22 protein-coding genes are annotated in these 23875 nt (G+C 63.1%); 20 read left to right on the top strand and 2 right to left on the bottom strand.

The window, feature by feature from the left end; all coding sequences use genetic code 11:
* From J4F42_11360 to J4F42_11290, 15 genes are all read left to right on the top strand, one after another.
* Nucleotides 1–1175: alpha/beta fold hydrolase (locus J4F42_11360; GenBank protein MCE2486102.1), on the top strand; the 1175-nt coding region annotated here is incomplete at its 5' end.
* A gap of 15 nt (nucleotides 1176–1190) precedes the next feature.
* Nucleotides 1191–1637, top strand: a complete 447-nt coding sequence (locus tag J4F42_11355) for a nuclear transport factor 2 family protein (protein ID MCE2486101.1) — start codon at nucleotides 1191–1193, stop codon at nucleotides 1635–1637.
* 93 nt (nucleotides 1638–1730) lie between these two features.
* Nucleotides 1731–3563, top strand: a complete 1833-nt coding sequence (locus tag J4F42_11350; protein ID MCE2486100.1) for an FAD-binding protein — start codon at nucleotides 1731–1733, stop codon at nucleotides 3561–3563.
* Nucleotides 3564–3567: 4 nt separating this feature from the next.
* A complete protein-coding gene (locus J4F42_11345) occupies nucleotides 3568–3921 on the top strand; it encodes a prepilin-type N-terminal cleavage/methylation domain-containing protein (GenBank protein MCE2486099.1) in 354 nt (117 codons plus the stop codon).
* The gene (locus J4F42_11340) at nucleotides 3914–4537 is read left to right on the top strand and encodes a prepilin-type N-terminal cleavage/methylation domain-containing protein (GenBank protein ID MCE2486098.1); all 624 of its coding nucleotides are present in this window, start codon (nucleotides 3914–3916) and stop codon (nucleotides 4535–4537) included. Before J4F42_11345 ends, J4F42_11340 begins: the two co-directional genes overlap by 8 nt.
* A gap of 5 nt (nucleotides 4538–4542) precedes the next feature.
* Complete coding sequence (locus J4F42_11335; protein ID MCE2486097.1) at nucleotides 4543–5958, top strand: hypothetical protein; 1416 nt, start codon at nucleotides 4543–4545, stop codon at nucleotides 5956–5958.
* On the top strand, nucleotides 5951–6448 hold the full coding sequence (locus J4F42_11330; GenBank protein MCE2486096.1) for a GspH/FimT family pseudopilin: 498 nt from the start codon (nucleotides 5951–5953) through the stop codon (nucleotides 6446–6448). The genes J4F42_11335 and J4F42_11330 overlap by 8 nt, the downstream gene beginning before the upstream one ends.
* A 204-nt stretch (nucleotides 6449–6652) precedes the next feature.
* Nucleotides 6653–8293, top strand: a complete 1641-nt coding sequence (locus J4F42_11325) for an NAD(P)/FAD-dependent oxidoreductase (GenBank protein MCE2486095.1) — start codon at nucleotides 6653–6655, stop codon at nucleotides 8291–8293.
* A 188-nt stretch (nucleotides 8294–8481) separates the two neighbouring features.
* On the top strand, nucleotides 8482–9510 hold the full coding sequence (locus J4F42_11320) for an LLM class flavin-dependent oxidoreductase (GenBank protein ID MCE2486094.1): 1029 nt from the start codon (nucleotides 8482–8484) through the stop codon (nucleotides 9508–9510).
* A 59-nt stretch (nucleotides 9511–9569) separates the two neighbouring features.
* Nucleotides 9570–10352, top strand: coding sequence for a prepilin peptidase (locus tag J4F42_11315; protein ID MCE2486093.1), 783 nt, complete (start codon nucleotides 9570–9572; stop codon nucleotides 10350–10352).
* Nucleotides 10353–10396: 44 nt separating this feature from the next.
* The gene (locus tag J4F42_11310) at nucleotides 10397–12223 is read left to right on the top strand and encodes a hypothetical protein (protein MCE2486092.1); all 1827 of its coding nucleotides are present in this window, start codon (nucleotides 10397–10399) and stop codon (nucleotides 12221–12223) included.
* 55 nt (nucleotides 12224–12278) lie between these two features.
* Nucleotides 12279–12935, top strand: a complete 657-nt coding sequence (locus J4F42_11305; protein MCE2486091.1) for a dTMP kinase — start codon at nucleotides 12279–12281, stop codon at nucleotides 12933–12935.
* Nucleotides 12936–13048: 113 nt separating this feature from the next.
* A complete protein-coding gene (locus tag J4F42_11300) occupies nucleotides 13049–14032 on the top strand; it encodes a hypothetical protein (protein ID MCE2486090.1) in 984 nt (327 codons plus the stop codon).
* Between the two features lie 44 nt (nucleotides 14033–14076).
* A complete protein-coding gene (gene metG, locus J4F42_11295) occupies nucleotides 14077–15846 on the top strand; it encodes a methionine--tRNA ligase (GenBank protein ID MCE2486089.1) in 1770 nt (589 codons plus the stop codon).
* Nucleotides 15847–15848: 2 nt separating this feature from the next.
* Entirely contained in the window at nucleotides 15849–16625 is a 777-nt protein-coding gene (locus J4F42_11290) for a TatD family hydrolase (GenBank protein ID MCE2486088.1), read from the top strand.
* Here the strand turns inward: J4F42_11290 and J4F42_11285 are convergent.
* Together J4F42_11285 and J4F42_11280 are read right to left on the bottom strand one after the other, a co-directional pair.
* The gene (locus J4F42_11285; protein ID MCE2486087.1) at nucleotides 16622–17086 is read right to left on the bottom strand and encodes a transcriptional repressor; all 465 of its coding nucleotides are present in this window, start codon (nucleotides 17084–17086) and stop codon (nucleotides 16622–16624) included. The genes J4F42_11290 and J4F42_11285 overlap by 4 nt on opposite strands.
* Complete coding sequence (locus J4F42_11280) at nucleotides 17083–17379, bottom strand: hypothetical protein (protein MCE2486086.1); 297 nt, start codon at nucleotides 17377–17379, stop codon at nucleotides 17083–17085. Before J4F42_11280 ends, J4F42_11285 begins: the two co-directional genes overlap by 4 nt.
* A 149-nt stretch (nucleotides 17380–17528) precedes the next feature.
* Between J4F42_11280 and hpnH the strand changes: the two genes are divergently transcribed.
* The 5 genes from hpnH (at nucleotide 17529) to rpiA (ending at nucleotide 23691) form a co-directional block, all read left to right on the top strand.
* The gene (gene hpnH, locus J4F42_11275) at nucleotides 17529–18527 is read left to right on the top strand and encodes an adenosyl-hopene transferase HpnH (GenBank protein MCE2486085.1); all 999 of its coding nucleotides are present in this window, start codon (nucleotides 17529–17531) and stop codon (nucleotides 18525–18527) included.
* Complete coding sequence (locus J4F42_11270) at nucleotides 18524–19549, top strand: alcohol dehydrogenase catalytic domain-containing protein (protein MCE2486084.1); 1026 nt, start codon at nucleotides 18524–18526, stop codon at nucleotides 19547–19549. Before hpnH ends, J4F42_11270 begins: the two co-directional genes overlap by 4 nt.
* A gap of 8 nt (nucleotides 19550–19557) precedes the next feature.
* Nucleotides 19558–20040, top strand: a complete 483-nt coding sequence (locus tag J4F42_11265) for a cupin domain-containing protein (GenBank protein MCE2486083.1) — start codon at nucleotides 19558–19560, stop codon at nucleotides 20038–20040.
* Nucleotides 20041–20143: 103 nt separating this feature from the next.
* Nucleotides 20144–23002, top strand: coding sequence for a bifunctional transaldolase/phosoglucose isomerase (locus J4F42_11260; protein ID MCE2486082.1), 2859 nt, complete (start codon nucleotides 20144–20146; stop codon nucleotides 23000–23002).
* Nucleotides 23003–23013: 11 nt separating this feature from the next.
* Nucleotides 23014–23691: a ribose-5-phosphate isomerase RpiA gene (gene rpiA, locus J4F42_11255; GenBank protein MCE2486081.1), complete on the top strand. Its 678-nt coding sequence runs from the start codon at nucleotides 23014–23016 to the stop codon at nucleotides 23689–23691.
* Nucleotides 23692–23875: the final 184 nt, after the last annotated feature.

Here is a 23875-nt window from a genome sequence, read left to right as displayed (position 1 = left end):
AGGAGGACGCCGTGCAAAAAGAACCGTTCACGATCGATGTGCCCCAAGACGTGCTGACCGACCTCCAGCAGCGGCTCAGCACGGTCCGCCTGGCCCAGGACTTTGCCAATGCCGGCTGGGAGTACGGGACCAACGGCGCCTACCTGCAAGAACTGGTCGCATACTGGCGGGAGGAATACGACTGGCGCCAGCACGAGCGGGAGATGAACTCGTTTGCCAACTACAAGACGACGATCGACGGCATTCCGATTCACTTCATTCATGAGCCCGGCAAAGGCCCCAAGCCGATCCCGCTGATTCTGAGCCACGGCTGGCCGTGGACCTTCTGGGATTTTCATAAAGTCATTCGGCCGCTGAGCGACCCGGCCGCGTTTGGCGGAGATCCGGCTGACGCCTTTGATGTGGTGGTCCCCTCGCTGCCCGGCTATGGGTTTTCCACGCCGCTGACCACCTCGGGCATCAATTTCTGGCGAACGGCCGACCTGTGGGTCAGGCTCATGCAGGACGTGCTGGGCTACGATAAATTTGCCGCCCAGGGCGGTGACTGGGGTGCGATCATTACCGCCCAGCTCGGCCATAAGCATGCCGACAAGCTGATCGGCACGCACGTCAACCTCATGGTGCCGCTGTCGGTTTTTGTCGGCAGCCTGCCCGACGAGTCCCAGTACGGGCCGGGCGAAGAGGGCTGGTATGAGAAAAACCTCAATTTCTTTACGGCCGAGAGCGGCTATTCGGCCCTGCAGACGACCAAGCCCCAGACCCTGGCCTTCGCCCTCAACGACTCACCCGTTGGCCTGTGCTCCTGGATTCTGGAAAAACGCCGGACCTGGAGCGACTGCGACGGACAGGTAGAAAAACGCTTCAGCAAAGACGATCTGCTGACCACGATGATGATCTACTGGATCACCCAGAGTTTCGGCACCTCGGCCCGCTACTACTACGAGGCCACCCACAATCCCTGGCAGCCGTCCCACGACCGCAGCCCGGTGGTGGAGAGCCCGATGGGGGTGGCGGTGTTCCAGAAAGAGGTCATCCTCATGCCGCGCAAGTGGGCCGAGAATTATTACAACCTCAAACGCTGGACCCTCATGCCCTCGGGCGGGCACTTTGCCGCCATGGAAGAGCCACAGCTGTTGATTGACGATGTACGGGCGTTTTTCCGCTCCCTGCGCTAGAGAGGAGACACAGCCATGTCAGCCGAAGACCATATCGCCATCCAGCAGCTGCTGCACCAATACTGCCACGCGGTGGACCGCGGCACGGCCGACGACGTTGCCGCCCTGTTTCATGAGACCGCAGTCCTTGTACCCCGTTATGAGAGCGACCGGCGCCACCAGGGCCGTGAGGCTATTCGCGCCTGGTATGACGCATACATGAAAAACTTCCGGGCCAAGGTGCGCTATTTGCGGCACAAGATTGAGTCGCCGGTCATTGAGATTGCGGGCACTACCGCCACCTCGACGTGCTACCTCGACGCCGACTCCATCACCATCTCAAAAAACGAGCCCAACATCGCCTTGGGTCGCTATGACGACACCTTCATCAAAGACGGGGGCCGGTGGTGGTTCAAGGAGCGGACGATTATTGTCTACTACTCGTATCCCGTATCGGCCTATAGCGAGGGGCGCGGGGCCTAGGCGACGGCAAGAACCCTTCGACAACAAAGGCAAGCGTGATAACAAAAGAGATCAAAAGGACATCACGATTGCCTTTGAAGGAGCGTACGCTACATGAAGACCGTTGTATTGATTAAACAGGTGCCCATGGTCTCGGAAATGACCCTCGATCCCGAGACCAAGACACTGCGGCGCGAAGGCGTGCGTTCCGAAGTCAGCTCGTTTGATATTCGCGCCCTGCTCAAGGCCGTTGAGCTGCGTGAGGAGGGCGGCGGAGAAGTGGTGGCCATGACCCTCGGCCCGCCCCAGGCCAGCGAGGCCCTGCGGCACTGCCTGGCGCTCGGCGCAGACCGGGGGGTGCATATCACCGACCGCGCCTTTGCCGGCTCGGATACGCTGGCCACGGCCCGCGCCCTGGCCCTGGCCCTCGAACGCGAGGGCTATGACCTCATCCTGTGCGGCCGCAACAGCACCGACGCCGAGACCGGCCAGGTCGGTCCCGAAGTGGCGGAGCTGCTCGATATCCCGCAGATCACCGCCGCCCGCAGCCTCGGCATCAACGGCGACACGCTGACCGCCGAACGAGAGACCGACAGCGGCTTTGACACGCTCGAGTGCTCCCTGCCGGCGCTGGTGTCGGCCACCGAAGACCTGGCACCCGAACGCTTTCCAAAAAGGGCCCAGCGCGAGGCGGCCAAGGAAAAACCGATTCAAGCCGTGAGCGCCGCCGAGCTGTCCTCAGACCTGTCTCTGTTTGGCGCCGCGGGCTCGCCGACCTGGGTCGAGTCGGTTGAAACGGTTGAGGATATCCGCGACAAGCGGGTGCTGGAGGGCGAGCTGTCGGACCAGGTCAATACCCTCGTCGCTTTCCTGCTGGAGCGCGGCCTGTTTGGCACCTGGGCGGATGACGACGACGCGGATGCCGGCGGACCGCCAGAACGCCGACCGGGCGACGGCAAAGCCGTCTGGGTGGTGGCCGAAACCTTTGGGGACGCCCTGCGTCCGGTGACGTTCGAGCTGCTGGGCAAGGCTAATGAGTTGGCCGCAAAATATAACGGCGAGGTCGGGGTGGTGCTGGCCGGCAGCGGGGTGGATCACCATCCGGCCAGCCTGGCTGTGCACGGGGCGGATGTCGTGTACGTGGCCGATCATCGCCGCCTGGCCGCGTACGCGACCGACGAGTATGCGGCCCTGCTCAGCAGCGCCATCCGGGCTCACACACCCGGTGTCGTGCTGTTCGGTTCAACCGCCATCGGCCGTGACCTCGCCCCACGGGTGGCCGCCCGTTTAGCCCTCGGCCTGACCGGCGACTGTATTGATCTTGGCGTCAACGACCGCGGCCAGTTGCTCCAGTACAAGCCCGCCTTTGGCGGCAACATCGTCGCCCCGATCCTGTCCAAGACCACGCCTGAGATGGCGACCGTTCGGCCCGGTATGCTGAAGAAGGCCACGGCCAAGCCCGCCCGTCAGGCCCGGATTGAGCTGCTCCAGCCCGACGGGGCACCCTCCAGCCGGGTCCGGCTGGTGTCGCAAACGGGCGCGGATGCGGGCAAGGCCGCCGAGCTGGATTCGGCCGAGATCGCGATTGGGGTCGGCAAAGGCATTCAGGGGCCGGACAATCTGCCGGTGATTGAAGAGCTGGCCGCCGCCTTGGGTGGCGCGCCGCTGGCCGCCACCCGCGACATTGCCGACCTGGGCTGGCTGCCCAGACAGCATCAGGTCGGCCTGACCGGGCGGGCGATTTCTCCCAAGCTGTATTTCTCGATCGGGATTCGGGGCGCCTTCGAACATACGGTCGGCATTCGCCGGGCCGGCACGGTGGTCGCCATTAACAAGAACCAGAAAGCGCCCATGTTTCAGAACGCCGATATCGGGATTATCGGGGATTACGCCGAGGTGGTGCCGCTACTGACCGCCGCCCTCAAACAGGCCAGACCAAAAACATGAGCCCATGCTGAACAGCCGTCCGGCCTCGGGCTTCTCGCTGATCGAGGTCCTTGTTGCCGTCCTGCTCTTCTCGCTGCTGGCCCTGAGCATTGGGGCCAGCATCACCAACCTGCTGAGGGTAGATACCAGCAGCGAACGCCTCAACCGGGCAACCGTCCTGGCCCAGAACAAACTCGAAGAGCTGAGCGCCGGATTTGGCGCCCGCAGCGGGAGCGACACGCCCCAGCCCGGTTTCAGCCGAACCTGGAGCACCACGCCGAACCAGCCCCCCGGCAGTACGGCGCGGGCCGAGGTTCGCGTGTCGTGGCAGGATCCTCACGACCGCACCATTTCGCTGGCGACCCTGTTCAATGAATAAGCAATCCGGTGTCACCCTGGTGGAGCTGCTCGTCGCCCTGAGCGCGGCCGGGATTTTCAGCCTCGGCCTGTTTGGGTTTCTGTTTGTGCACCGCACCCACCTGGCGGCCGAAGAACTCAGAATCAGCCTGCGCGAAGACGCTCGGCTGGCGCTCGATTTCATCGTCCGTGAGCTGCGACAGGCCGGGGCGCGGCCGGTTGATGGTGCGTGCAGCGGCTTTCAGCGCCTGACGGTCGCCGACGCGCAGCGGGTGGTCATGCAGTACGACTTTCGGGGCGACCGTGCCGGTCGGCCTCCCGACGGCTGTCCGGACGATCCCAGCGAGCGGGTGGTCTACCAGTACGACCCGGACCGCCAGGCCATCCTGCGCGCGACGGGCCTGCGTGGACGGCCGCAGCCCTTTATCACCAATGTTCCGCCAGACGGATTTGTGCTGCGCTACTATGATCGCGTCAGGAATGAACTCATCCCCAGCCTCGACGCGGCGGGGCGGGCCCGTGTCCATGCCGTAGAGCTGACCGTCCAGACCAGCCATCCTCACCCCGACCAATCAGTCACCCAGCCCATCAGCCTCCAGCTACGCGCCATGGTCCACCTGCCCAATCCCCCCTCGTGATTCGCATGCGGTACCAGCCCTCGACATCCAGAGGCCGGGCTCAGTCTCCGGCTTGGATCGCCCAGCAACGCGGCTTTATCTTCATCTCGACCCTGCTCCTCTTGAGCCTGCTCATCCCGCTCAGCCTGAGCGCTATCACCCGGCTCCAGACAGACCTGCACATCTCGCGCAACCTGTTGTCCAGCGTCCAGGCCTTGTGGATCGCTCGGGCCGGCCTTGCGGTCGGCAAAGACTGGCTCGAAAACAGCGGGCCGCAGACCGCTTTCCCGGTGAGCCTGGGTCCCCACCCGTTTGCCAACGGCAGCTACAGCGTCAGCATAGACAGACTGGACGGGGGCAGATACCGGGTGTCAGCCCTCGGCCAGGGCGCGGATGCGGCTCGGCGGCGAGTTGAAGAAGTCGTCCACATCCCCGATTTTACCCCGACCGGCGTTGTCACCAGCGACGGGGACGGACTCCACCCGGATTTTGATGACCACAGCGGCGGAACCGGCCGGCGTATTCCAGACTTCAGCATTGACGGCAGAAATCACGCCGCCAGCGGTGGGCTGTCGGCCAGCTGCCCGGCCATCTCCCCCTTTGCCACGGCGCGGTCGAGCGCTCACAGCGACCTGTCGGCCGCCCTCCGCAGCCTGAAGCGTGGCATCGTCGAGCGGGCCAACAGCTTCTGCCAGGCCGACGGTGGAAGCGCATGTACGCCGGGCCTGTTCTGGGTGCACGGCGCGGACAGCCGGCCCCGCTTTCGTACCGACGCCTGCGAGGCGGCTGCCGACCCGAGCTGCTTTCTCAACCTCAACCTCTCGGCCCCAGCCCTGCGGGCCGACGGCCTGCCGCCCGGACTCCACACCCCGCCCCCGCCGTATGACCACGGTCCCTTTGCGCCGGGACCAGTTCCGCTGGTTCATCCGCTCAGTCCGCCTCAGCGCAATCACACGCGCAAGGCGCTGCTCGATATTGTGGACCGTCTGCCCGACCTGCCAGCCGAGAAACTGCTCTTCCTGCGCTCCTCACTGCTGGCCGGGACGCATACCTACGGAACGCCCGAGGCACCCAAGGTCACCTGGATCGAAGACGGCGGGGGACCGCTCGACCTGGACGGCGGAGCAGTCATCCGAGGCGCCGGTTTGCTTCTCATTTCGCGCGTTGTCCGACTCGGGCGGGCCAGCCTCAACTGGCGCGGACTTGTCCTGATTGTTGACGACGGAGACTTGCGGGTGGCCGATGCCGGGGCCTGCGGCCACATCCTGGGTGCGGTTGTGATCCGCGACAACGCTGTCCCAAATCAGAAGTTTGATCTGGATCGGGTCCGAGCCGGTTCGCGCTGCCGCCCGTTTACGGTCAGCTACAGTTGTGACGCGGTCCACCGGGCGCTGGGTCTGTTCATGCGCACAGTCTCGTTTCGAGAGGGGCTCGATGAGTAGGGCTGCGGACACCTGTCGGAGCAGGCGCGGATTCTCCCTGCTGGAGCTGCTGGTCGTCCTGGCAATCCTGAGCGTTGTCGGCGGGCTGGCCGTCGGGCAGCTTACTCCCCTCGTGTCCCAGGCCCGGTTCAACGCCGGGGTGCGGAAAATCGTGAGCGATCTGCAGTTGGTGCGTATGCGGGCGATTGCCCGCAACCACCGTTTCCGGGTCACGTTTCGGCCGGACACCCAGGACTATATTGTCGAGGAGTCGCGGGCAGGATCTTGGACCCGGCTGCACCTGCACAGCCCTGGTACGGAGCCGGCGCCGGAAGCGCGCATCCCGCTTCCCCAAGGGGTACGGATCGTTGCAGTCAACTCACGTGGGGACGTGATTTTTGTGCCGCGCGGGCATGTCGATGCCGGCATGACGCTGACCCTCAGCGCAGACATGGCGGAAGCGCCCCGCCGGATTATCATCAACCTTGCCGGGCGGGTCCGAATAGAATAGAGAAGAGGCTTCTCCCTGGACCTGATAGACTCGCCCAAGCTCAACCGCGACGGCAGTATGAGAAGACTGCTCATATCATGTTGCGTGATCTTCATGCGCTACGCAGTAACTTGACACCGTGTTGAGCCATGTTATGGACGATCATTATCGGTCTGAGACATATTCGAGCAATAAGCTCCGGGGAATACAGTAGGGGGGAACACCATGCCAAACGGAGCAGTTGAGCACTATGACGTAGTGGTCATCGGGGCAGGCTTTGGCGGCCTGTATGCCCTGCACCACCTGCGCGGGATGGGCCTCTCGGTACGCGTCTACGACGGTGCCTCTGGTGTGGGTGGTACCTGGTGGTGGAACCGCTATCCCGGTGCACGGGTCGATTTTCCGGGCAGCCCCTTCTACTGCTATACGTTTTCAGAAGCGCTCATGCGGGAGTGGGACTGGCCCGAGACTCAGCCCGATCAGCCCACGGTACTGGCCTATCTGGAGTACGTCGCCGACCGATTCGACCTGCGCCGCGACATCCAGCTCGAAACCTGGGTGCGTGACGCCTGCTACGACGAAGCGGCGCAGCGCTGGAGGCTCGAGACCAGCGCCGGCGAGCGCGTCTCGGCCCAGTTCCTGATCTGCGCGGTCGGCACCCTCTCGGCGACGCACAGGCCCAACATTCCCGGGCTCAACGACTTTGCCGGCGAGTGTTACCACACCGGCCGCTGGCCGCAGGAGCCCGTCTCTTTTGCGGGTAAGCGCGTCGGCGTGATCGGGACCGGCTCCTCGGGGGTGCAGGCGATTCCCGAGATCGCCCGCGAGGCGGCGCACCTGACGGTGTTCCAGCGCACGCCGCAGTACAGCATCCCGGCCCGCAACCGCCCCATGGACTCCAGCGTGGTGCGCCAGGCCCGCGAGAACTGGGCCGCAATCCGCGCAAAGATGAACGCGTCACCCCTGGGCGCACCGTTCGAGGTCTCTGAGCGCTCGGCCTTTGAGGACACGCCCGAGCAGCGACAGGCGCTGTACGAAGAACTCTGGCAGAAGGGCGGCTTCCACATCCTCTTTGGCAGCTATGCCGACCTCCTGACCAATAAGGAGGCCAACCGCACCCTGGCCGACTTTGTGCGCGGCAAGATCCGTGAGATCGTGCGCGACTCCGCGACCGCCGAGAAGCTGATGCCCGACTACTACCTGGGCACCAAGCGCCAACTCCTCGATAACGGCTATTACGAAACCTTCAACCGCGACAACGTCGCTCTGGTCGACCTGCGCCAAGACCCGATTCAGGAAGTCACGCCCGCAGGCGTACGCACCGCCAACGGCGAACACCTGCTCGACATACTCGTGCTAGCGACGGGCTTCGACGCCATCACCGGCGCACTGGTGCGCCTCAACCCGAAGGGGCGAGGCGGCGTCAGCCTTGAGGAGAAGTGGCGCGTGCGCTTTGACACCTACCTCGGCATGACGCTGGCCGACTTCCCCAACCTCTTTATGATCCACGGCCCCGGCTCGCCCTCGGTGCTCTTCAACATGCCGCTCGGCGCCGAGCTCGAGTCGGCATGGATCGGCGATTGTGTGCGTTACCTGCGTGAACACGGTCTGGGCGCTCTCGAGCCGACCCCTGACGCCGAGCAGCGCTGGGACCGCGAGGTCGCCGAGATCGCCAACGAGACGCTCTATCCCCTCACCGACTCGTGGTACACGGGGGCCAACATCCCGGGCAAGCACCGCCAGTTCTGCGTGTATCTGGGTGGCCCCGACTACTTCCGGCGTCTCTCCGAGGCCGCCGCCCACGGCTACGAGGGCTTCGTGTTCGAGCAGGAGTACGGTCAACTGACCGAGGAGCTTGCCAGCTAGCGGGTGTGTAAAGCCGCCTCGGGGGACGCCTCATTCGGAATCACACCGAATAAAGTTCGTTTCCCACCCTGAGAACTGGACAGCCCCTCGCCGGTATTTATCGTTGGGTTCGCGTCCGGTACATTATGCGGGGCATCATTCAGCCTCCGCCCCTCACAATCTTCTGGAGGTATTGAAAGGAGAGACTGGTGCACGACCCCAAGTTTGGATTACTTCTCCCTGCGGATGACTTTGCCGCTGCCAAGCAGGCAGCTTTACGGGCGGAAAGCGATGGCTTTTACTCCGTGTCGATGATCGATCATTTCTTTACCCCGCTTGGGGATCCCCAGACACCCATGTTTGAGAGCTATACGACGCTGACGGCTATCGCCGCGGTAACCGAGCGTATCCGCCTCACGCCGTGTGTCACGTCCGTCTCGTTTCGCACGCCGCCGATGTTGGCCAAAATCGCGTCTACTCTCGACAATATCAGCAACGGTCGGCTGACGCTCGGCTTGGGCGCGGGCTGGAAGCCGGACGAATACCACGCCCATGGCTATCCCTACCCCTCGAATCGGGAACGCTTGGATCAACTCGCCGAAGCCATTCAGGTGTTAAAAGCGATGTTTACGCAAGAGGAACCGAGCTTTCAGGGCAAACATTTCTCGATTGACAAGGCCTACAACAATCCCCGGCCCGTCCAAAAACCTCACCCGCCGCTGATGCTAGGTGGCTCGGGCAGCGGCCTCCTCAAGATCGCCGCCACCGAAGCGGCTATTCTGAATATCAATCCACCGGTCTTTAATGGTCAGGATTATCCGAACGATCCGGCCATGGCCTTGAAGTTCGACACGCCCTATCTGAAAAAACGGATTGGCATGCTGCACGGCTATATGGAAGAATGCGGGCGCGACCCACAGGAGATAGAGCTGGGTTCTTTGATGGTACTCCACCTGACCCGAGACCCCGCAGACGCGGCGCTCGCCCAAACCGCCGGCTATATCGGCTTTCCCGATGCCGATGCTGCGCTCCGGTCGCCCCTGACGTTGATGGGCACGCCAGACAGAGTCAAACGGGATATCCATGCCCGTATTGAGGAGATGGGCCTCACCTACACGATCATTATTCCGGTCTCCCCCGAGTCTCATGAACTGTTTGTGAATGAGGTGATGCCTGAGTTTGTGTCGTGGGGGGACAGTAGCAGTCGAACGGATACGGACCTAGCCGGGTCCAAATAGAATAGACGGGCCGCCCACCCCGCCAAGCGGTCCAAGCGACCCGAGAGCCTGTCGTGCTCGTGAGTACACCTCCCACCCCATTCGTCCTTGTCTCGTCTTTTGTCTTCGGCGCGTGCATTGGCAGCTTTTTGAACGTGTGCATCTACCGCATTCCGCTCGGTCGGTCCGTGGTTTCCCCCCGGTCGCAGTGTTTGCGCTGCGCCAGCCAGCTGGCCTGGTATGACAACATCCCGCTCGTGAGCTATGTGATTTTGGCCGGCTGCTGTCGGGCGTGCGGGGCGCGGTTTTCCTTCCGCTACTTCGGTGTGGAAGCCCTGACCGGACTGTTGGGCGCCCTGATTGTGTATCGCTTCGGGCTGAGCCTGCCCAGCCTGGGCTTTTTCGTGCTGGGCGCAGCCCTGGTGGTCGTCAGCTATATCGACCTCGACCACCAGATCATCCCGGATGTGATCAGCCTGCCCGGCGTACTGTTCGGCGTCGGCTTTTCCGCCGTCAATCCGGCCCTCAGCTGGCAAAGCTCGCTGCTCGGGGTGGCGCTCGGCGCCGGGATTCTGTTCGCTCTGGCTCTTGGCTATCAGGCGCTGACCGGCAGACAGGGCATGGGCGGCGGCGATGTGAAACTGCTGGCCATGATCGGCGCCTTTCTGGGCTGGCGGGCGGTCCTGTTTACCCTGCTGCTGGCCTCATTCCTCGGCTCTGCGGTCGGGCTGGGCACGATGATTCGTCAGCACAGCGACACCAAGCTGGCCCTGCCCTTTGGACCCTTTCTGACGTGTGGCGCGCTGGGCTATATCTTTTTTGGAGAGGCGGTCATCGCGTGGTATTTTGGAGTCTTCCGTTAGACGAGCGACCGGCGTTCGGACAATATATTCAGTGAGAACTGGTCTTGAAAGACGCACCCTGTCCCCCCGTTTCTGAGGCGCACGCCGAGTACACCCGCCGGCTGCACGCCCGGCGAACGGTTGTCGAACGTTTCACCGGCTATGATCGGCGGACGGGTACGGCGCGGCTGGTGGCGTTTCTGGTGGGTGCCGGTCTGGGCTGGTTCGCGTGTCGTCCGGGGCTGCTGTCGTGGTGGTGGCTGACCGGACCGGCTCTGGTGTTTGTCGGGCTGGTGGTGGTGCACGAACGGTTCAGACGCCGGCGGCGTCTGGCCGAGCGCAGCGTTGCCTTCTACGACCGGGGCTTGGCCCGGATAGAGAACCGCTGGGCGGGCGGTGGGGCAGCCGGTCTGGACTTGCTTCAAGAAGACCATCCCTACGCGGCGGACCTCGACCTGTTCGGACCCGGGTCGGTGTTTGAGTTGCTGTGTACGGCTCGGACGCGGGGCGGAGAGCGGACGCTGGCGGCCTGGTTGCAGACGCCGGCCCAAGCGCAGGAGATTCAGGCCCGCCAGGCTGCGGTTGAGGAACTCCGGCCCAAACTCGACCTCCGCGAAGAGCTGGCCCTGCGTGGCGCAGACGTGCGGGCTGGTACTGATCCGGATGTGCTGGTCAACATTGCCGGACAGGAAGATGCGGGACGGAAGATGAGCCTGGCGCAGATATCCCGGGCGCGTGGACTGGCCGCAGTACTGGCAGCTGGCTCGGTCGTGTGTCTGGTCGGCTGGCAGCTGGCGTATTGGGGAGCCCTGCCCTTTCTCATTGCGGCCAGCCTGGCCGGAGCCTATGCACTTGGACTGCGGTCTCAGATCAAGCGGGCCGTGGCCGGCGTCGAACGTCTGCTCCACGACTTGTCGGTGCTGTCGGATATGCTGGCCTGCCTTGAGACCCAGCGCTTCAGCAGCCCGCGCCTGAAGACGCTGCACGACCGACTGACGCACGGCGCGCGGCCCCCATCGCGCCAGATCGCTCAGCTCCGGCGGCTGATCGCCCTGCTCGAATCGCGCAAAAATCAGCTGTTTGCCCCCCTCGCCGCGCTCGTGCTGTGGACCACCCAGGTGGGGCTGGCGATTGAAGCCTGGCGCAGTACTTCCGGCCAGAATATCGCAACGTGGTTGGCGGTGCTTGGCGAGTTTGAGGCGCTGTCTGCCCTGGCCGGTTATGCCTACGAGCATCCGGCCGATCCGTTTCCGGAGATTGTGCCGGCCGGACCGTACTTCGAGGGCAGGCGGCTGGGCCACCCCCTGCTGCCCGAGGCCAGCTGCGTCAGGAATGATGTCCGGCTGGGCGACCCGCTTCGGGTGCTCGTCGTCAGCGGGTCGAACATGTCGGGCAAGAGCACTTTGCTCAGAACGGTCGGGACCAATACGGTTCTGGCCCTGGCCGGCGCGCCGGTCCGGGCCGAATCGCTCCGTCTGTCGCCGCTGATGCCGGGTGCCAGCCTGCGTATTCAGGACTCGCTGCAGGCCGGCAGCTCGCGCTTCTACGCCGAAATTCTGCGGCTGAGTCAGATTGTGGACCTGACACGGGCAGACGTGCCGGTTCTATTTTTGCTGGACGAGCTACTGCACGGCACAAACTCTCACGACCGGCGCAGCGGCGCCGAAGCCGTGGTCCGCAGCCTGCTCACGCGCAACGCGGTCGGCCTGCTGACCACCCATGACCTGGCGCTGGCCGAGGTGGCCAGCGCTCTCGCTCCCCGGGCCGCCAATGTGTGCTTTGAGGATTATTTCGAGGATGGCCAGCTGCGTTTTGACTATCGGATGCGCCCAGGCGTTGTCGCTAAGAGCAACGCCCTGGCGTTGATGCGTTCGGTCGGCCTGGAGGTCTGAACGCGCTGGCGGTCGGGTCCGATTTTCGCTATGCTCCGCAGCGCTGAGGAAGGCTATGGCCGGATTTTTTCTGACATTCGAGGGGGTCGAGGGCGGGGGCAAGACAACCCAGGCGCGTCTCTTGGCCGAGGCGCTGCGGGAGCGGGAACACACGGTTCTTGTCACCCGTGAGCCCGGTGGCACCGAGATCGGCAAAGTCCTGCGTCGGCTGGTCTTGGAGCCGGCCGGGGCGCCGCTGGCCGCCGAGGCGGAGCTGCTGTTGCTGCTGGCCGACCGGGCTCAACACGTACGGGATGTGATCCTACCTGGACTGCGCGCTGACGCAGTCGTTATCTCAGACCGGTTCTTGGATTCCACTATCGCCTATCAGGGCTATGGGCGAGGCATCCCGCTCGATCTGTTGCACCGTTTGAACAGCTTTGCGAGTCAGGCCTGTCTGCCTGACTTCACCGTTCTTCTCGATGTCTCTGTCGAGGTCGGCCTGCAACGGGCAAGTCAGAGCCGAGGAGCCTCAGAGGTAGACCGCTTTGAAGCCCAGACACACGACTTCCACCAACGTGTCCGGCAGGGCTTTTTGGCTGTCGCCCGCGAACATCCCGGGCGGGTGTGTGTGGTTGACGCCGACCAAGCGGTGGACCGTATTCATCGGCAGATCGTGTCGATCGTGCTGGAGCGGATGGGGCAGGCCGCAAGCCCCAAACCGCAAACCTGACGCGACACCGGACGATTCCTCTTTACGTGTGACCGTTTAGTCTCTACCTTGCCCGCATGTCCTTTGCTGCCATAGAAGGTCAGTCTGCAGCTCTGAGCACGCTTCGCAATGCGTTGGCGGTCGAGCGTCTGGCCCACGCCTATCTGTTTGTCGGGCCGTCCGGGGTGGGCAAAAAACGGACGGCCCTGGCCCTGGCCCAAGCCCTGCTGTGTCCCGAGCAGGCTGGCACCGGCTGTGAGATGTGTACGACGTGTCGAGCGGTCGCCGACGGCGCCCATCCCGATCTCAGCCTGGTCGCCCCACAGGCGGGCAGAACCACACTGGGCATCGATCAGGTTCGCGAGCTGCAACACTTTCTGAGCCTCCAGTCCGCCCGTGGCAACCGGAAAATCGGAGTGATTGAGGAAGCCCAGAGCCTGACACCCCAGGCCCAGAGCAGCCTGCTCAAAATCGTCGAAGAGCCACCTGGAAACGCGCTGCTGATCCTGCTGTCGGTCAGCGCCGCCAGCCTGTCACGTCCGCTGCTGTCCCGCTGCCAGCAGGTGCGCTTCGCCGCCCTGCCACCGGCCACGGTCGAGCAGCTGCTAGTCCAGGCGCAGGCCCTGGCGCCGGCCGAGGCGCACGCTCTGGCGCTCTATAGTCGGGGCAGCATCGGCCGTGCCTTATCGCTCGACGCCCAGGTCTTCATCGAAGAGCGCGGCCACCTGCTTGAAGCGCTGGAGCAGCTCGAAGGTGCTTCGTTCGGCCAGGTGTCGGAGCTGGCCGAATGGCTGGTGGCCAACCGCCGCAAGAAGTCCCGTACCAAGGCAGACCGCCCCGAGCGATCAGCCGGCGGTGATCGTCTGGAGCTTCTCCTGAGCTGGTACGAAGAACGCCTGCGCTATGTGTTGCTGGGTCAAGACGGTGTGATACGTTATGCGGACTGTCTGCCGGCACTCGCCCAGACGACGCAGGGTCTGGGCGTGGAAGAGGCCCTGCGACAACTCAGCCTCGTCTATGATACGATGCAGGCCTTGGGCCGCAACGCCAACCCGCGGCTGGCGGTCGAAGACATGCTGCTCCAGCTTGCTGCCCGGGATACGGATGAAGGCCGATGAGCGACTGACAAAGAGAGCAGCGTTCACCTTTGAGGGAGACAAACATGAGCCCGTCACGGAAAATCCTCGTTGGCGTTGCCTGGCCGTATGCCAACGGCGAGCAGCATATCGGTCATATTGCTGGCGCGTATCTGCCACCGGATATCTTCTCGCGCTACCAGCGTATGATCGGCAACGAGGTCTTGATGGTGAGTGGCTCGGATACCCACGGGACGCCGGTCAGCGTGCGGGCCGAGGCCGAGGGCAGCAGCCCGGCTGCGGTGGTCGAGCGCTTTCACGTCGGCTTTGTCGAGAGCTATCAGAAGCTGGGACTGACCTTTGACCTGTTCACCCATACCGACACCCAGAACCACTGGGATGTGACCCAGCAGATGTTTCGCCAGCATCGGGACCACGGCTATATTTACGCCGATACCCAGCAGCAGCTGTACGACCCCGAGGCCAAGCGTTTCCTGCCCGACCGGTATGTCGAGGGCCGGTGTCCGTTTTGCGACAGTCCCGAGGCGCGGGGAGACCAGTGTGACAGCTGTGGCCGGACCTACGAGGCCATTGAGCTGAAACAGCCGCGCTCGCGGATTACCGGCAATACCCAGCTTGAGGTTCGGCAGACCGAACACTTTTTCCTGGACCTCGGCAAGCTCCAGCCTCCGCTCCGAGACTGGTTGCTGCAGGGCAAAGAACACTGGCGGCCGAACGTCATTCGGTTTTCCCGCACCCAGGTCGAACAAGAGGTGTTGCGCGGCCGTCCGATCACCCGTGACCTGGAGTGGGGCATTACGATTCCGCTCGACGGCTATGCGGACAAGCGCATCTATGTCTGGTATGACGCGGTGATCGGGTATTTCAGCGCCGCCATTGAGTGGGCCGCGCTGAACAACACACCCGACAAATGGCGCGAGTGGTGGGACCCGAGTGTGAACGCCGACGCCCGGGCCTACTATTTCATCGGCAAAGACAATATCCCCTTCCACGCCATGATGTGGCCGGCGATGCTGATTGGCTACGGCGGGCTGCACCTGCCCTACGATGTTCCGGCCAACGAGTACCTCAACATGTACGGCCGCAAGTTCAGCAAAAGCCGCGGCCATGTCATCGGCATTCACGGCGCCCTGGAGCGCTACCAGGCCGACTCCTGGCGCTACGCCCTGACCGCCATCGCGCCGGAGGGCAACGACGTTGACTTTACCTGGGACGACTTTGTCGAGCGGGTCAACAACGAGCTGGTCGCCAACTGGGGCAATCTGGTCAACCGGGTGCTGGGCTTCGCCAATTCCCGCTTCGAAGGGCGCGTCCCCGAGCCGGGGCCGCTGGACGACGCCGACCGGGCCATCCTGGCCGAAATCAAGGCCGGGTTTCAGACCGTTGGCGATTTGTACGGGGCGGTCAAGCTCAAAATGGCGCTGAATGAAGCCCGCCGGCTCAGCCAGCAGGCCAACCTGTATTTTCACGACAAAGCGCCGTGGACAACGCTGAAAACCGATCCCCAGCTGGCGGCCACGACGATCTATGTGGCCCTACAGGTCATCGATTGGCTGAAGCTGGTGTGGGCGCCGATTCTGCCCCATACCAGCCAACAGCTCCACGAACTGCTCGGCTACGAGGGGCAGCTGTTCGGGCGCCAGTATACCGAAACGGTCGAGGATGAGCGGGGGTCACACCTGGTCTTGCGCTACGATCACAGCAGGGCAAGCGGCGTGTGGCAGCCGACGACCCTGGCGCCCAAGCAAGCCCTGCGCAAACCCCGGCCGCTGTTCATCAAGCTCGACGAGGACGTGCCGGAAAAGGAACTCCAGGCCCAGGCTGAGGCCGGCTAGACATGCTGGTCGACTCGCACTGTCATCTGACCGACGAAAAATTTGAGCCCGACCGGCTGGCGCTGCTCGAACGCGCCCGTGCCGCAGGCGTGTCGTGTTTTCTGGTAATCGGGGCAACCGGCGCCTTTGCCCACAACGACAAGGCGCTGGCCCTGGCTCGGCAACACGCCGATGTCTTTGCCGTGGTCGGCATCCATCCCCACGATGTCCAAACGATTACGGCGGAGACGTATGCGCGTTTGCGCGCCCTGGCCCGCCAGCCCAAGGTCGTCGGCCTGGGCGAGACAGGGCTGGATTTTTACTACGAGCATGCTCCACGCGAGGACCAGCGCCGGCACTTTCGGGCGTTTATCCGGTTGGCTCAGGAGCTTGACCTGCCCCTGTCCATGCACGTCCGCGACGCCTACGCTGAAGCCGCCCAGCTGCTGCGCGAGGAGGGCGGCGGACACCTGCGCGGGGTCATGCACTGCTTTACCGGCACTGCCCAGGAAGCTCAGACCCTGCTTGATCTCGGGCTGTATATTTCATTGAGCGGGATTGTGACGTTTAAGAGCGCCCAGGCCTTGCGTGAGGTGGCGCGTGAGCTGCCGCTCGAGCGGATGCTGGTAGAAACGGACTGCCCATTTTTGGCCCCCGTTCCCTACCGTGGGCGGCGGAATGAGCCGGCCTATGTCGTCGAGGTGGCGCGCACCCTGGCCCAGCTGAAAGACTGTCCTCTCGGCACGCTGGCCGAGGCGACGAGCCACAATGCCCGGACTCTGTTTCGTTTGCCGGGTTAGACCGGCAGCCGGCGCTCACTTTCGGCCCGACGCCCCTCGCGGCACTCTCGACAGATGCCGTAGATCTCCATCTTGTGACTGGTGGCCACAAAACCGAAGCGATGGGCCATCTCTTCCTGCAGGGCCTCGATTTCAGGCTGCATGAACTCGATAATGCGACCGCAGCGCTCGCAGATCAGATGATCGTGGTGGCGTTCTTCTTCGACTTTTTCAAAGCGCGCCTGGCCGTCGGCAAAATGACGTTCCGCAGCCAGACCGCACTCTTTGAGCAGTTTGAGGGTGCGGTATACCGTGGCATAGCCCACTCGGGGACTGATATGCCGGACCTCGTTACACAGCTCCTCAACGCTGATATGCCGGTTGGACTCAAAGAAGACCTGAGCGATGTCGTCGCGCTGGGCGGTCGCTTTCAGGCCCTGCTCCTTGAGCCACTGACGAAAGGTTTCAAGTCGGTCGGTCACGGCGCGACTCCTCCGTCTTCCCTGCGACGGAGGGACGGGGAGAGACTGTCGGTCTGAATGCCCCGCCCACCCAGTTCGTCGAGCAGCAGTTCAACTCTTTCGCCGAGCGGCAGATTCCGATCCAGGAACACCGTCTCTCTGCCGTACACCCGACAGCCCCCACCCCGCACCCGATAGCCCGCCCCGCCGAGCAGCTTTTCCTCGCGTACGCGGATCCCCCGCTGTTCGGCCAGGGTTTTGAGTTCTTGGAGTTGGGCGGCAGCTGACGCCCGCGAGCGCGATTTGCGTGCCATACCGCCATTGTGACCAAGCCGTTCGGTCTTGTAAAGCGCGAGGCGGGCGAATCACGCCCCAGTTGAAGGGCGTCCTCGGCGCTCTTGCCAGATCGGGCGCGCACCGCTAGTATGCGCTGACCAAACGGTCAGGGGAGAAAGAAAAGAGAATGCGGTTTCCGCTCCACATCACCACAGACATGCTCAAATGGCAGCTGAAGAACAAGCTGCAGGGCCGACAGCGTTACCCGGTCGTGCTGATGCTGGAGCCGCTCTACACCTGCAATCTGGCCTGTGTCGGCTGTACTCCAGAACGCCATATGGGCGATCTCAAGGATCGTTTGAGCCTGGAACAAAGCCTGCAAGCGGTCGATGAGTCGGGCGCTCCGGTCGTCTCGATTTGCGGCGGAGAGCCCACCGTGTATCCCGAGCTGCCGGAGCTGGTGGCCGGTGTTATCAGCCGCAAACGGCACATCTACCTGTGCACCAATGGCATTCTGCTCGACCGCTTCTATGACAAGAGCACGCCCCACAAACGCCTGTCGATCAACGTCCACCTCGACGGGTTGCGCGAAACGCACGATTTTGTGTGCGCCCGGGAGGGGGTTTTCGACCAGGCCATCGCCATGATTCAGCGCGGCAAGCAGCTCGGCTATTCGGTGTGTACCAACACGACCATCTTCCGTGAAACCAGCATGGACGAAATCGAACAGATGTGTGAGCTGCTGACCGGGCTGGGTATCGACGGCATGATGATTTCGCCCGGCTATCACTACGAAAACGTCCAGGAAAACCACTTTCTGTACCGCGACGAGATCCACCAGAAGTTCGAGACCGTCCTCGCCCTGTCCAAGCGCTACCCCATTTCTTTGACCCCGCTGTTCCTGGAATTTGCGGCGGGCAAGCGTGACTATCCGTGCACGCCGTGGGGTAATGTCACCCGCACGCCGTTTGGCTGGAAAGACCCGTGCTATCTGATCGGCAAACGCTACTTCCAGACCTGGGACGCCTTTTGGAATGGGGTTGATTGGGACTATTGGGAGAGGCGCGAGGACGAGGCGTGCCAGAACTGTTTCATGCATTCCGGCTTTGAAGCGTCGGTCATACGCAAGCTGCCCGAAAGCCCCAAAGACATGCTGACCATGGCCAAGTGGATGCTGTCGGCATGAGAGTCGCCCGGCTGTATACCGCACACGATATCCGTTTTGAGGAAGAACCCGTCCCCAGCGTCGGGCCAGGCCAGGCGCTGATCAAAACGCGGGCGTGCGGCATCTGCTCGGGTGACGTGATGGCCTGGTATATCGAAAAAAAGGCGCCCGTCGTTTTTGGGCATGAGCCGGCCGGAGAGATTGTCGAGCTTGGGTCGGGGGTCTCGGAATTTCAGCCCGGCGACCGGGTCTTCATCCATCACCACGCGCCGTGCTTTGCCTGCCGGGCCTGTCGGCGGGGCGACTTCGTGCAGTGTTCGACCTGGCGCTCCTCGCGCATTATTCCCGGCGGCATGGCCGAGTATGTCCTGGTGCCCAAAGAGAACCTGGCGGGTGACACCCTGCGCCTGCCGGCCGACTTGTCGTTTGCCGACGGCTCGCTGATCGAACCCACGGCCTGCGCGGTCAAAGCCCTGCGTCGCGCCCGGCTGCGGGCCGGCGACAGCGTGTGTGTCATCGGCCTCGGCATCATGGGTCAGCTGAATGTCGCCCTGGCCCGGCATGCCGGTGCGGGGACGGTCATGGGAACCGATTTCGTGGCCTACCGTCGGGACAAAGCGCTCGAACTCGGGGCCGACGCCGTGTTTGACCCGGCCGACGGCCCGGTCGAAGACGCGGTCCGAGACTATACCGGGGGCGAGATGGCCGAGTTGGTCATTGTCGGTCCGGGTACGGTCGAGGCCATGCAGCTGGGCATCCGCTGTGCGGCAAAGGGCGGCACCGTCCTGCTGTTCACCACCAGCACGCCCGAGGCCAGGCTGCCGCTCGCCCCCTACGAGCTGTATTTTAACGAAGTCAGTCTCGTCCCCAGCTATTCGTGCGGGCCGAATGACACCCGTGAAGCCCTACGGCTGATTGGCACCGGCGTCATTCAGTCCGAACGCTTCATCACCCACCGCTTCCCCTTCGCCGCGATTCATGACGCCTATCAAAACGCGGCTGCGGCGCAGGATTCGCTGAAAACAATCATCGAGTTTCCCTGAGGTGCGGCATGGCACACCCGCCGACCCGTTTGTCCCGTTTTCAGGCCAACCGCTCAGCCGACGAGGGCTATGGGTGGGACGGTGTTCAGACGCAGGCGTACAAATCGGGCCAGGAGTCTGGCCGCGAGTGGCGAGGGATCATCCGCCAGGTCCTGGTCGGCAACCGCTCGGAAGCCACCCAGTTCCATGTGCGCTATTTTGAGATCGCACCGGGCGGCCACTCCAGCCTGGAAAAACACCGGCACGCGCATGTGGTGATCGCCGTGCGCGGTCGGGGCAGAGCGGTACTCGACGCGACCGGCCACGACATGCAGCCGCTCGACACGGTCTACGTTGCGCCGTGGACGCCCCATCAGTTTCTGGCGCTGGACGACGAGCCGTTTGGGTTTTTCTGCATTGTTGACGCCGCCCGAGACCGCCCACAACCGGTCTCGCCCGCCGAACAGGATTGTGCTGTCAGGGCAGGTGCGGTAAGGGATAGGGATGAGTGAGCGGGCCGCTCACACCGGAGAGGAAACGTGTCAACCATACCCATGCCAAAGGACGACACGTTTCCTCTTTACGCACTCAGGCACGACTGAAGAGGGGGGAGGCATGGAAAACCCGCTGCGAGAGGTCCACCAGCTCGGCCAAAGCATCTGGTATGACAATATCCGGCGCAGCCTGATTACCTCGGGTGAGCTGCAAGCCTTGATCGAACACGACGGCGTGTGTGGTGTTACCTCCAACCCGGCGATTTTCGAGAAGGCTCTGTCCAAGAGCGCCGATTACGACCAACCCATGCGAGCCCTGGTCGAACAAGGGGTTGGCACGAGCAAAGACATTTATGAACGGCTGGCCATCCAGGATATTCAGATGGCCGCCGATGTCCTGGCACCAATCTACCATGAGACGGACCGGCGCGACGGCTATGTCAGCTTTGAGGTTTCGCCCCATCTGGCGCATGATACGCACGGAACGGTCGAAGAGGCGCGACGGCTACGGTCGGCGATTGACCGTGAGAATGTCATGATCAAGGTCCCGGCCACCCAGGCCGGTATTCCGGCCATTACCCAACTGATCAGCGAAGGCACCAATATCAACGTCACCCTGCTGTTCGCGGTCGAGATGTACGAGGCAGTCGCCGGCGCCTATATTGCTGGCTTGGAGCAACTGAGCGCCAGGGACGGAGACCTCGACAAGGTCAGCAGTGTGGCCAGCTTTTTTGTCAGCCGGCTCGACTCCCTCATTGACGAGCGGCTGAACGGAGCCCTCGGCGCGACTCAGAGCACGGCCCGGCGCTCCGAAATTGAGCTGCTGCTCGGCACCGCAGCCGTTGCCAATGCCAAGACGGCCTATGCCGCCTATCAAGACATCATCGCCAGCCAGCGCTGGCAGCGCCTGGCCGAGCGGGGAGCCCGGCCTCAACGCCTGCTGTGGGCCAGCACCAGCACCAAGAACCCGGCCTATCCGAAGACCATGTATGTGGATGAGTTGATCGGACCCGATACGGTCAATACCCTGCCGGATGAAACGGTGCAGGCGTTTCGCCAGACCGGTCGCCCTCAGCCTCGGCTCACCGAGAACTGGTCCGAAGGGCTGGCCCACGCCCGGGCCACGCTCCAGAGCCTGGGTCAGCTCGGCATTTCTCTGCAAGAAGCGACCGAGCAGTTGTTGGCCGACGGCGTCAAAAAGTTTGGCGATCCATTTGACGCCCTGCTGAGCACCATCGAACGCAAACGCCAAGCCCTGCTTGGCATAGCCAGGCAGAACTACGCCCTTGGGGAGGCGGGCGCGGCCGTTGAGGCGGGCCTCGACGAGTGGCGGGCCGCCGGGAAAGTCCGCCGCCTGTGGCGGGGCGATAGCGCGCTGTGGTCGCGAACCGACGAGGATCGATGGGTGGGCTGGTTGTCCGTCGTGGAGCAGCAGCGTGAACAGCTGGCCGACCTGCGCCGGATTGCCGATGACCTCCGCCACAGCGACGTCCGCCACGTCGTGCTGCTCGGCATGGGCGGGTCGAGCCTATGCCCGGAAGTCCTGCGGGCGACGTTCGGCCAGCGGGACGGCTTTCCCGAGCTGCACGTGCTCGACTCGACCGTTCCGGCCCAAATCCGGGCGATGGTCGAGCGCATAGACCCGGCTCGGACCGCATGTATCGTCTCTTCAAAATCAGGCGGAACAATCGAACCCCAGGTGCTCAAAGACTACTTCGCGGACCTACTCGGCCGTGCCAGAGGGACAGAGCCGGTCGGGAGTCGTTTTCTGGCCATTACCGACCCTGGGACCACGCTCCACCGGCTGGCCCAGGAAGAGGGCTTTCGCCACATTGTCCACGCCAGCCCCACCATAGGCGGACGTTTTTCCGCCCTGTCCGCGTTTGGTTTGCTGCCAGCCGCCCTGATGGGGCTTGATGTGGAGCGCTTTCTCAACAGCGCAATGCGGATGGTCCAATCCTGCGCCGCCAGCGTTCCGCCCGATGCCAACCCCGGCGTCGGCCTTGGGATCATCTTAGGTACGCTCGGCCAGCAGGGGCGAGACAAGGTGACGTTCATCACCTCACCGACAATCGGCAGCCTGGGAAGCTGGTTGGAACAACTCATTGCCGAGTCAACCGGCAAAAACGGTCGGGGCTTGATTCCGGTTGATGATGAGCAGCTCGGCCCGCCCGAGGTGTATGCCAACGATCGGCTGTTTGTCTACATTCGCTTAAACGCGGCGCCCTCAGCCGAACAGGACGCGGCGGTCGAGGCTCTGGAAGACGCCGGCCATCCGCTTGTCCGGATTCGGCTCGAAGAGGCGATTGATCTCGGCCAAGAGTTCTTTCGCTGGCAAATCGCCACTGCGGTTGCCGGTTCGATCTTGGCCATTCATCCCTTCAACCAACCCGATGTCGAAGCCAGCAAGCTGGCGACTCGGGCCCTGATGGCCACCTACCAAGAACGTGGCACCCTACCCGTCGAGTCGCCACTGCTGCAGGACGCGGGGCTCGAGCTGTTTGCCGACGCGCGGAACGCGAGCGCCCTCCTGTCCGCAGCCACAGGCCGAACTCTGGAAGCAGCCTTGGCCGCTCATCTGAATCGACTCCAGGCCGGAGACTATCTGGCCATTAGCGCCTATCTCGACATGAGCCCGGCCAACGACCGGATACTGCAAAAGCTCCGTCAGACCATTCGTGACACAAAACGGGTTGCCACTACCCTCGGCTATGGACCGCGCTTCTTACACTCAACGGGCCAGCTGCACAAGGGTGGGCCTGACACCGGGGTCTTTCTTCAACTCACGGCCGACGATACGCCGGATATCGCCATCCCCGGCCAGGCCTACAGCTTTGGCGTCCTAAAAAACGCCCAGGCCCAGGGGGACGCCAAGGTCCTGGCCGAACGCGGTAGGCGATTCGTCCGGATTCATCTTGGTTCAGATGTCCAAGCCGGCTTGGCCCGTCTCCAAGCCGTGATCCAGCGCGCGATGGGCTAGGGGCACGCAGTATGGCGACAAGCATTGCCGAACACGCGCTCAGCTTTATTCACGACGGCGACACCGTCGGGCTGGGCTCAGGCCGGGCGGCGAGGAATTTTGTTCGTGCTCTGGGCGCCCGCGTCGAGGCCGGCCTCCAGATCCGAGGGGTTCCAACCTCGCAAGCAACCGCCGACTTAGCCCACAGCCTTGGGATTCCACTATTTCGCCCGGACGAGGTTGACCAGATCGACATTGCGATTGATGGCGCGGACGAGGTCGATCCGTCGCTCCAGCTGATTAAGGGCTATGGCGGGGCGCTAGTCCGGGAAAAAATTGTCGCCGCCTCTGCCAAACGCTTTGTCATTCTTGTCGGGCAGGAGAAGCTTGTACCGGTCCTCGGCTCGCGCGGAAAACTGCCGCTCGAAGTCCTCCCCTTTGGTGCAGCCCTGTGTCTACGTTTGCTGGGCGAACTCGAGTGGCATCCGCAGCTGCGTGAAGAAAACGGCACGCCATTTACCACCGACAACGGCAACTATCTTGTGGACTGTCGCATCCCACCGCTGCCTTCCCCTGCGACCTGGGAACAGCAGTTGTTAGCCATGCCCGGGATCGTCGGAACCGGCTTATTCATTGATATGGCCCATACGGTCCTGATCCAAACCGGAGACACGGTACAGGTTCGCCAGCGAAACCGTACAGACCTTTGATTTCTGGTAGTGCTTCAGTTTGCAATCTCCAGATCCCCTCAATTTTGGGGGAGACACGGAGAGGGATAGTGTGAAAACATCCAGAATTGATTTTTCTATGAAGCAATGCTAGGGCGTGTCATCAGTTAGGGAGAAGCCGTGAGAATTGCCTACCCTGATGAGCTATACTGTTCGCGGTAGCCAA

It is taken from the genome of Desulfurellaceae bacterium, from assembly GCA_021296095.1.
Taxonomy (GTDB): domain Bacteria; phylum Desulfobacterota; class Binatia; order Bin18; family Bin18; genus JAAXHF01.
The sequence above is the reverse complement of the archived record's forward strand: the minus strand, read 5'-3'. Positions and strand labels throughout refer to the sequence as shown.

Bases quoted from the DNA above. Each gene is read 5' to 3' on its own strand.
- J4F42_11355 (MCE2486101.1), top strand. From the start codon at position 1,191: ATGTCAGCCGAAGACCATATCGCCATCCAGCAGCTGCTGCACCAATAC.
- J4F42_11350 (MCE2486100.1), top strand. From the start codon at position 1,731: ATGAAGACCGTTGTATTGATTAAACAGGTGCCCATGGTCTCGGAAATG.
- J4F42_11345 (MCE2486099.1), top strand. From the start codon at position 3,568: ATGCTGAACAGCCGTCCGGCCTCGGGCTTCTCGCTGATCGAGGTCCTT.
- J4F42_11340 (MCE2486098.1), top strand. From the start codon at position 3,914: ATGAATAAGCAATCCGGTGTCACCCTGGTGGAGCTGCTCGTCGCCCTG.
- J4F42_11335 (MCE2486097.1), top strand. From the start codon at position 4,543: ATGCGGTACCAGCCCTCGACATCCAGAGGCCGGGCTCAGTCTCCGGCT.
- J4F42_11330 (MCE2486096.1), top strand. From the start codon at position 5,951: ATGAGTAGGGCTGCGGACACCTGTCGGAGCAGGCGCGGATTCTCCCTG.
- J4F42_11325 (MCE2486095.1), top strand. From the start codon at position 6,653: ATGCCAAACGGAGCAGTTGAGCACTATGACGTAGTGGTCATCGGGGCA.
- J4F42_11305 (MCE2486091.1), top strand. From the start codon at position 12,279: ATGGCCGGATTTTTTCTGACATTCGAGGGGGTCGAGGGCGGGGGCAAG.
- metG (MCE2486089.1), top strand. From the start codon at position 14,077: ATGAGCCCGTCACGGAAAATCCTCGTTGGCGTTGCCTGGCCGTATGCC.
- J4F42_11290 (MCE2486088.1), top strand. From the start codon at position 15,849: ATGCTGGTCGACTCGCACTGTCATCTGACCGACGAAAAATTTGAGCCC.
- J4F42_11280 (MCE2486086.1), bottom strand. From the start codon at position 17,379: ATGGCACGCAAATCGCGCTCGCGGGCGTCAGCTGCCGCCCAACTCCAA.
- hpnH (MCE2486085.1), top strand. From the start codon at position 17,529: ATGCGGTTTCCGCTCCACATCACCACAGACATGCTCAAATGGCAGCTG.
- J4F42_11270 (MCE2486084.1), top strand. From the start codon at position 18,524: ATGAGAGTCGCCCGGCTGTATACCGCACACGATATCCGTTTTGAGGAA.
- J4F42_11265 (MCE2486083.1), top strand. From the start codon at position 19,558: ATGGCACACCCGCCGACCCGTTTGTCCCGTTTTCAGGCCAACCGCTCA.
- J4F42_11260 (MCE2486082.1), top strand. From the start codon at position 20,144: ATGGAAAACCCGCTGCGAGAGGTCCACCAGCTCGGCCAAAGCATCTGG.
- rpiA (MCE2486081.1), top strand. From the start codon at position 23,014: ATGGCGACAAGCATTGCCGAACACGCGCTCAGCTTTATTCACGACGGC.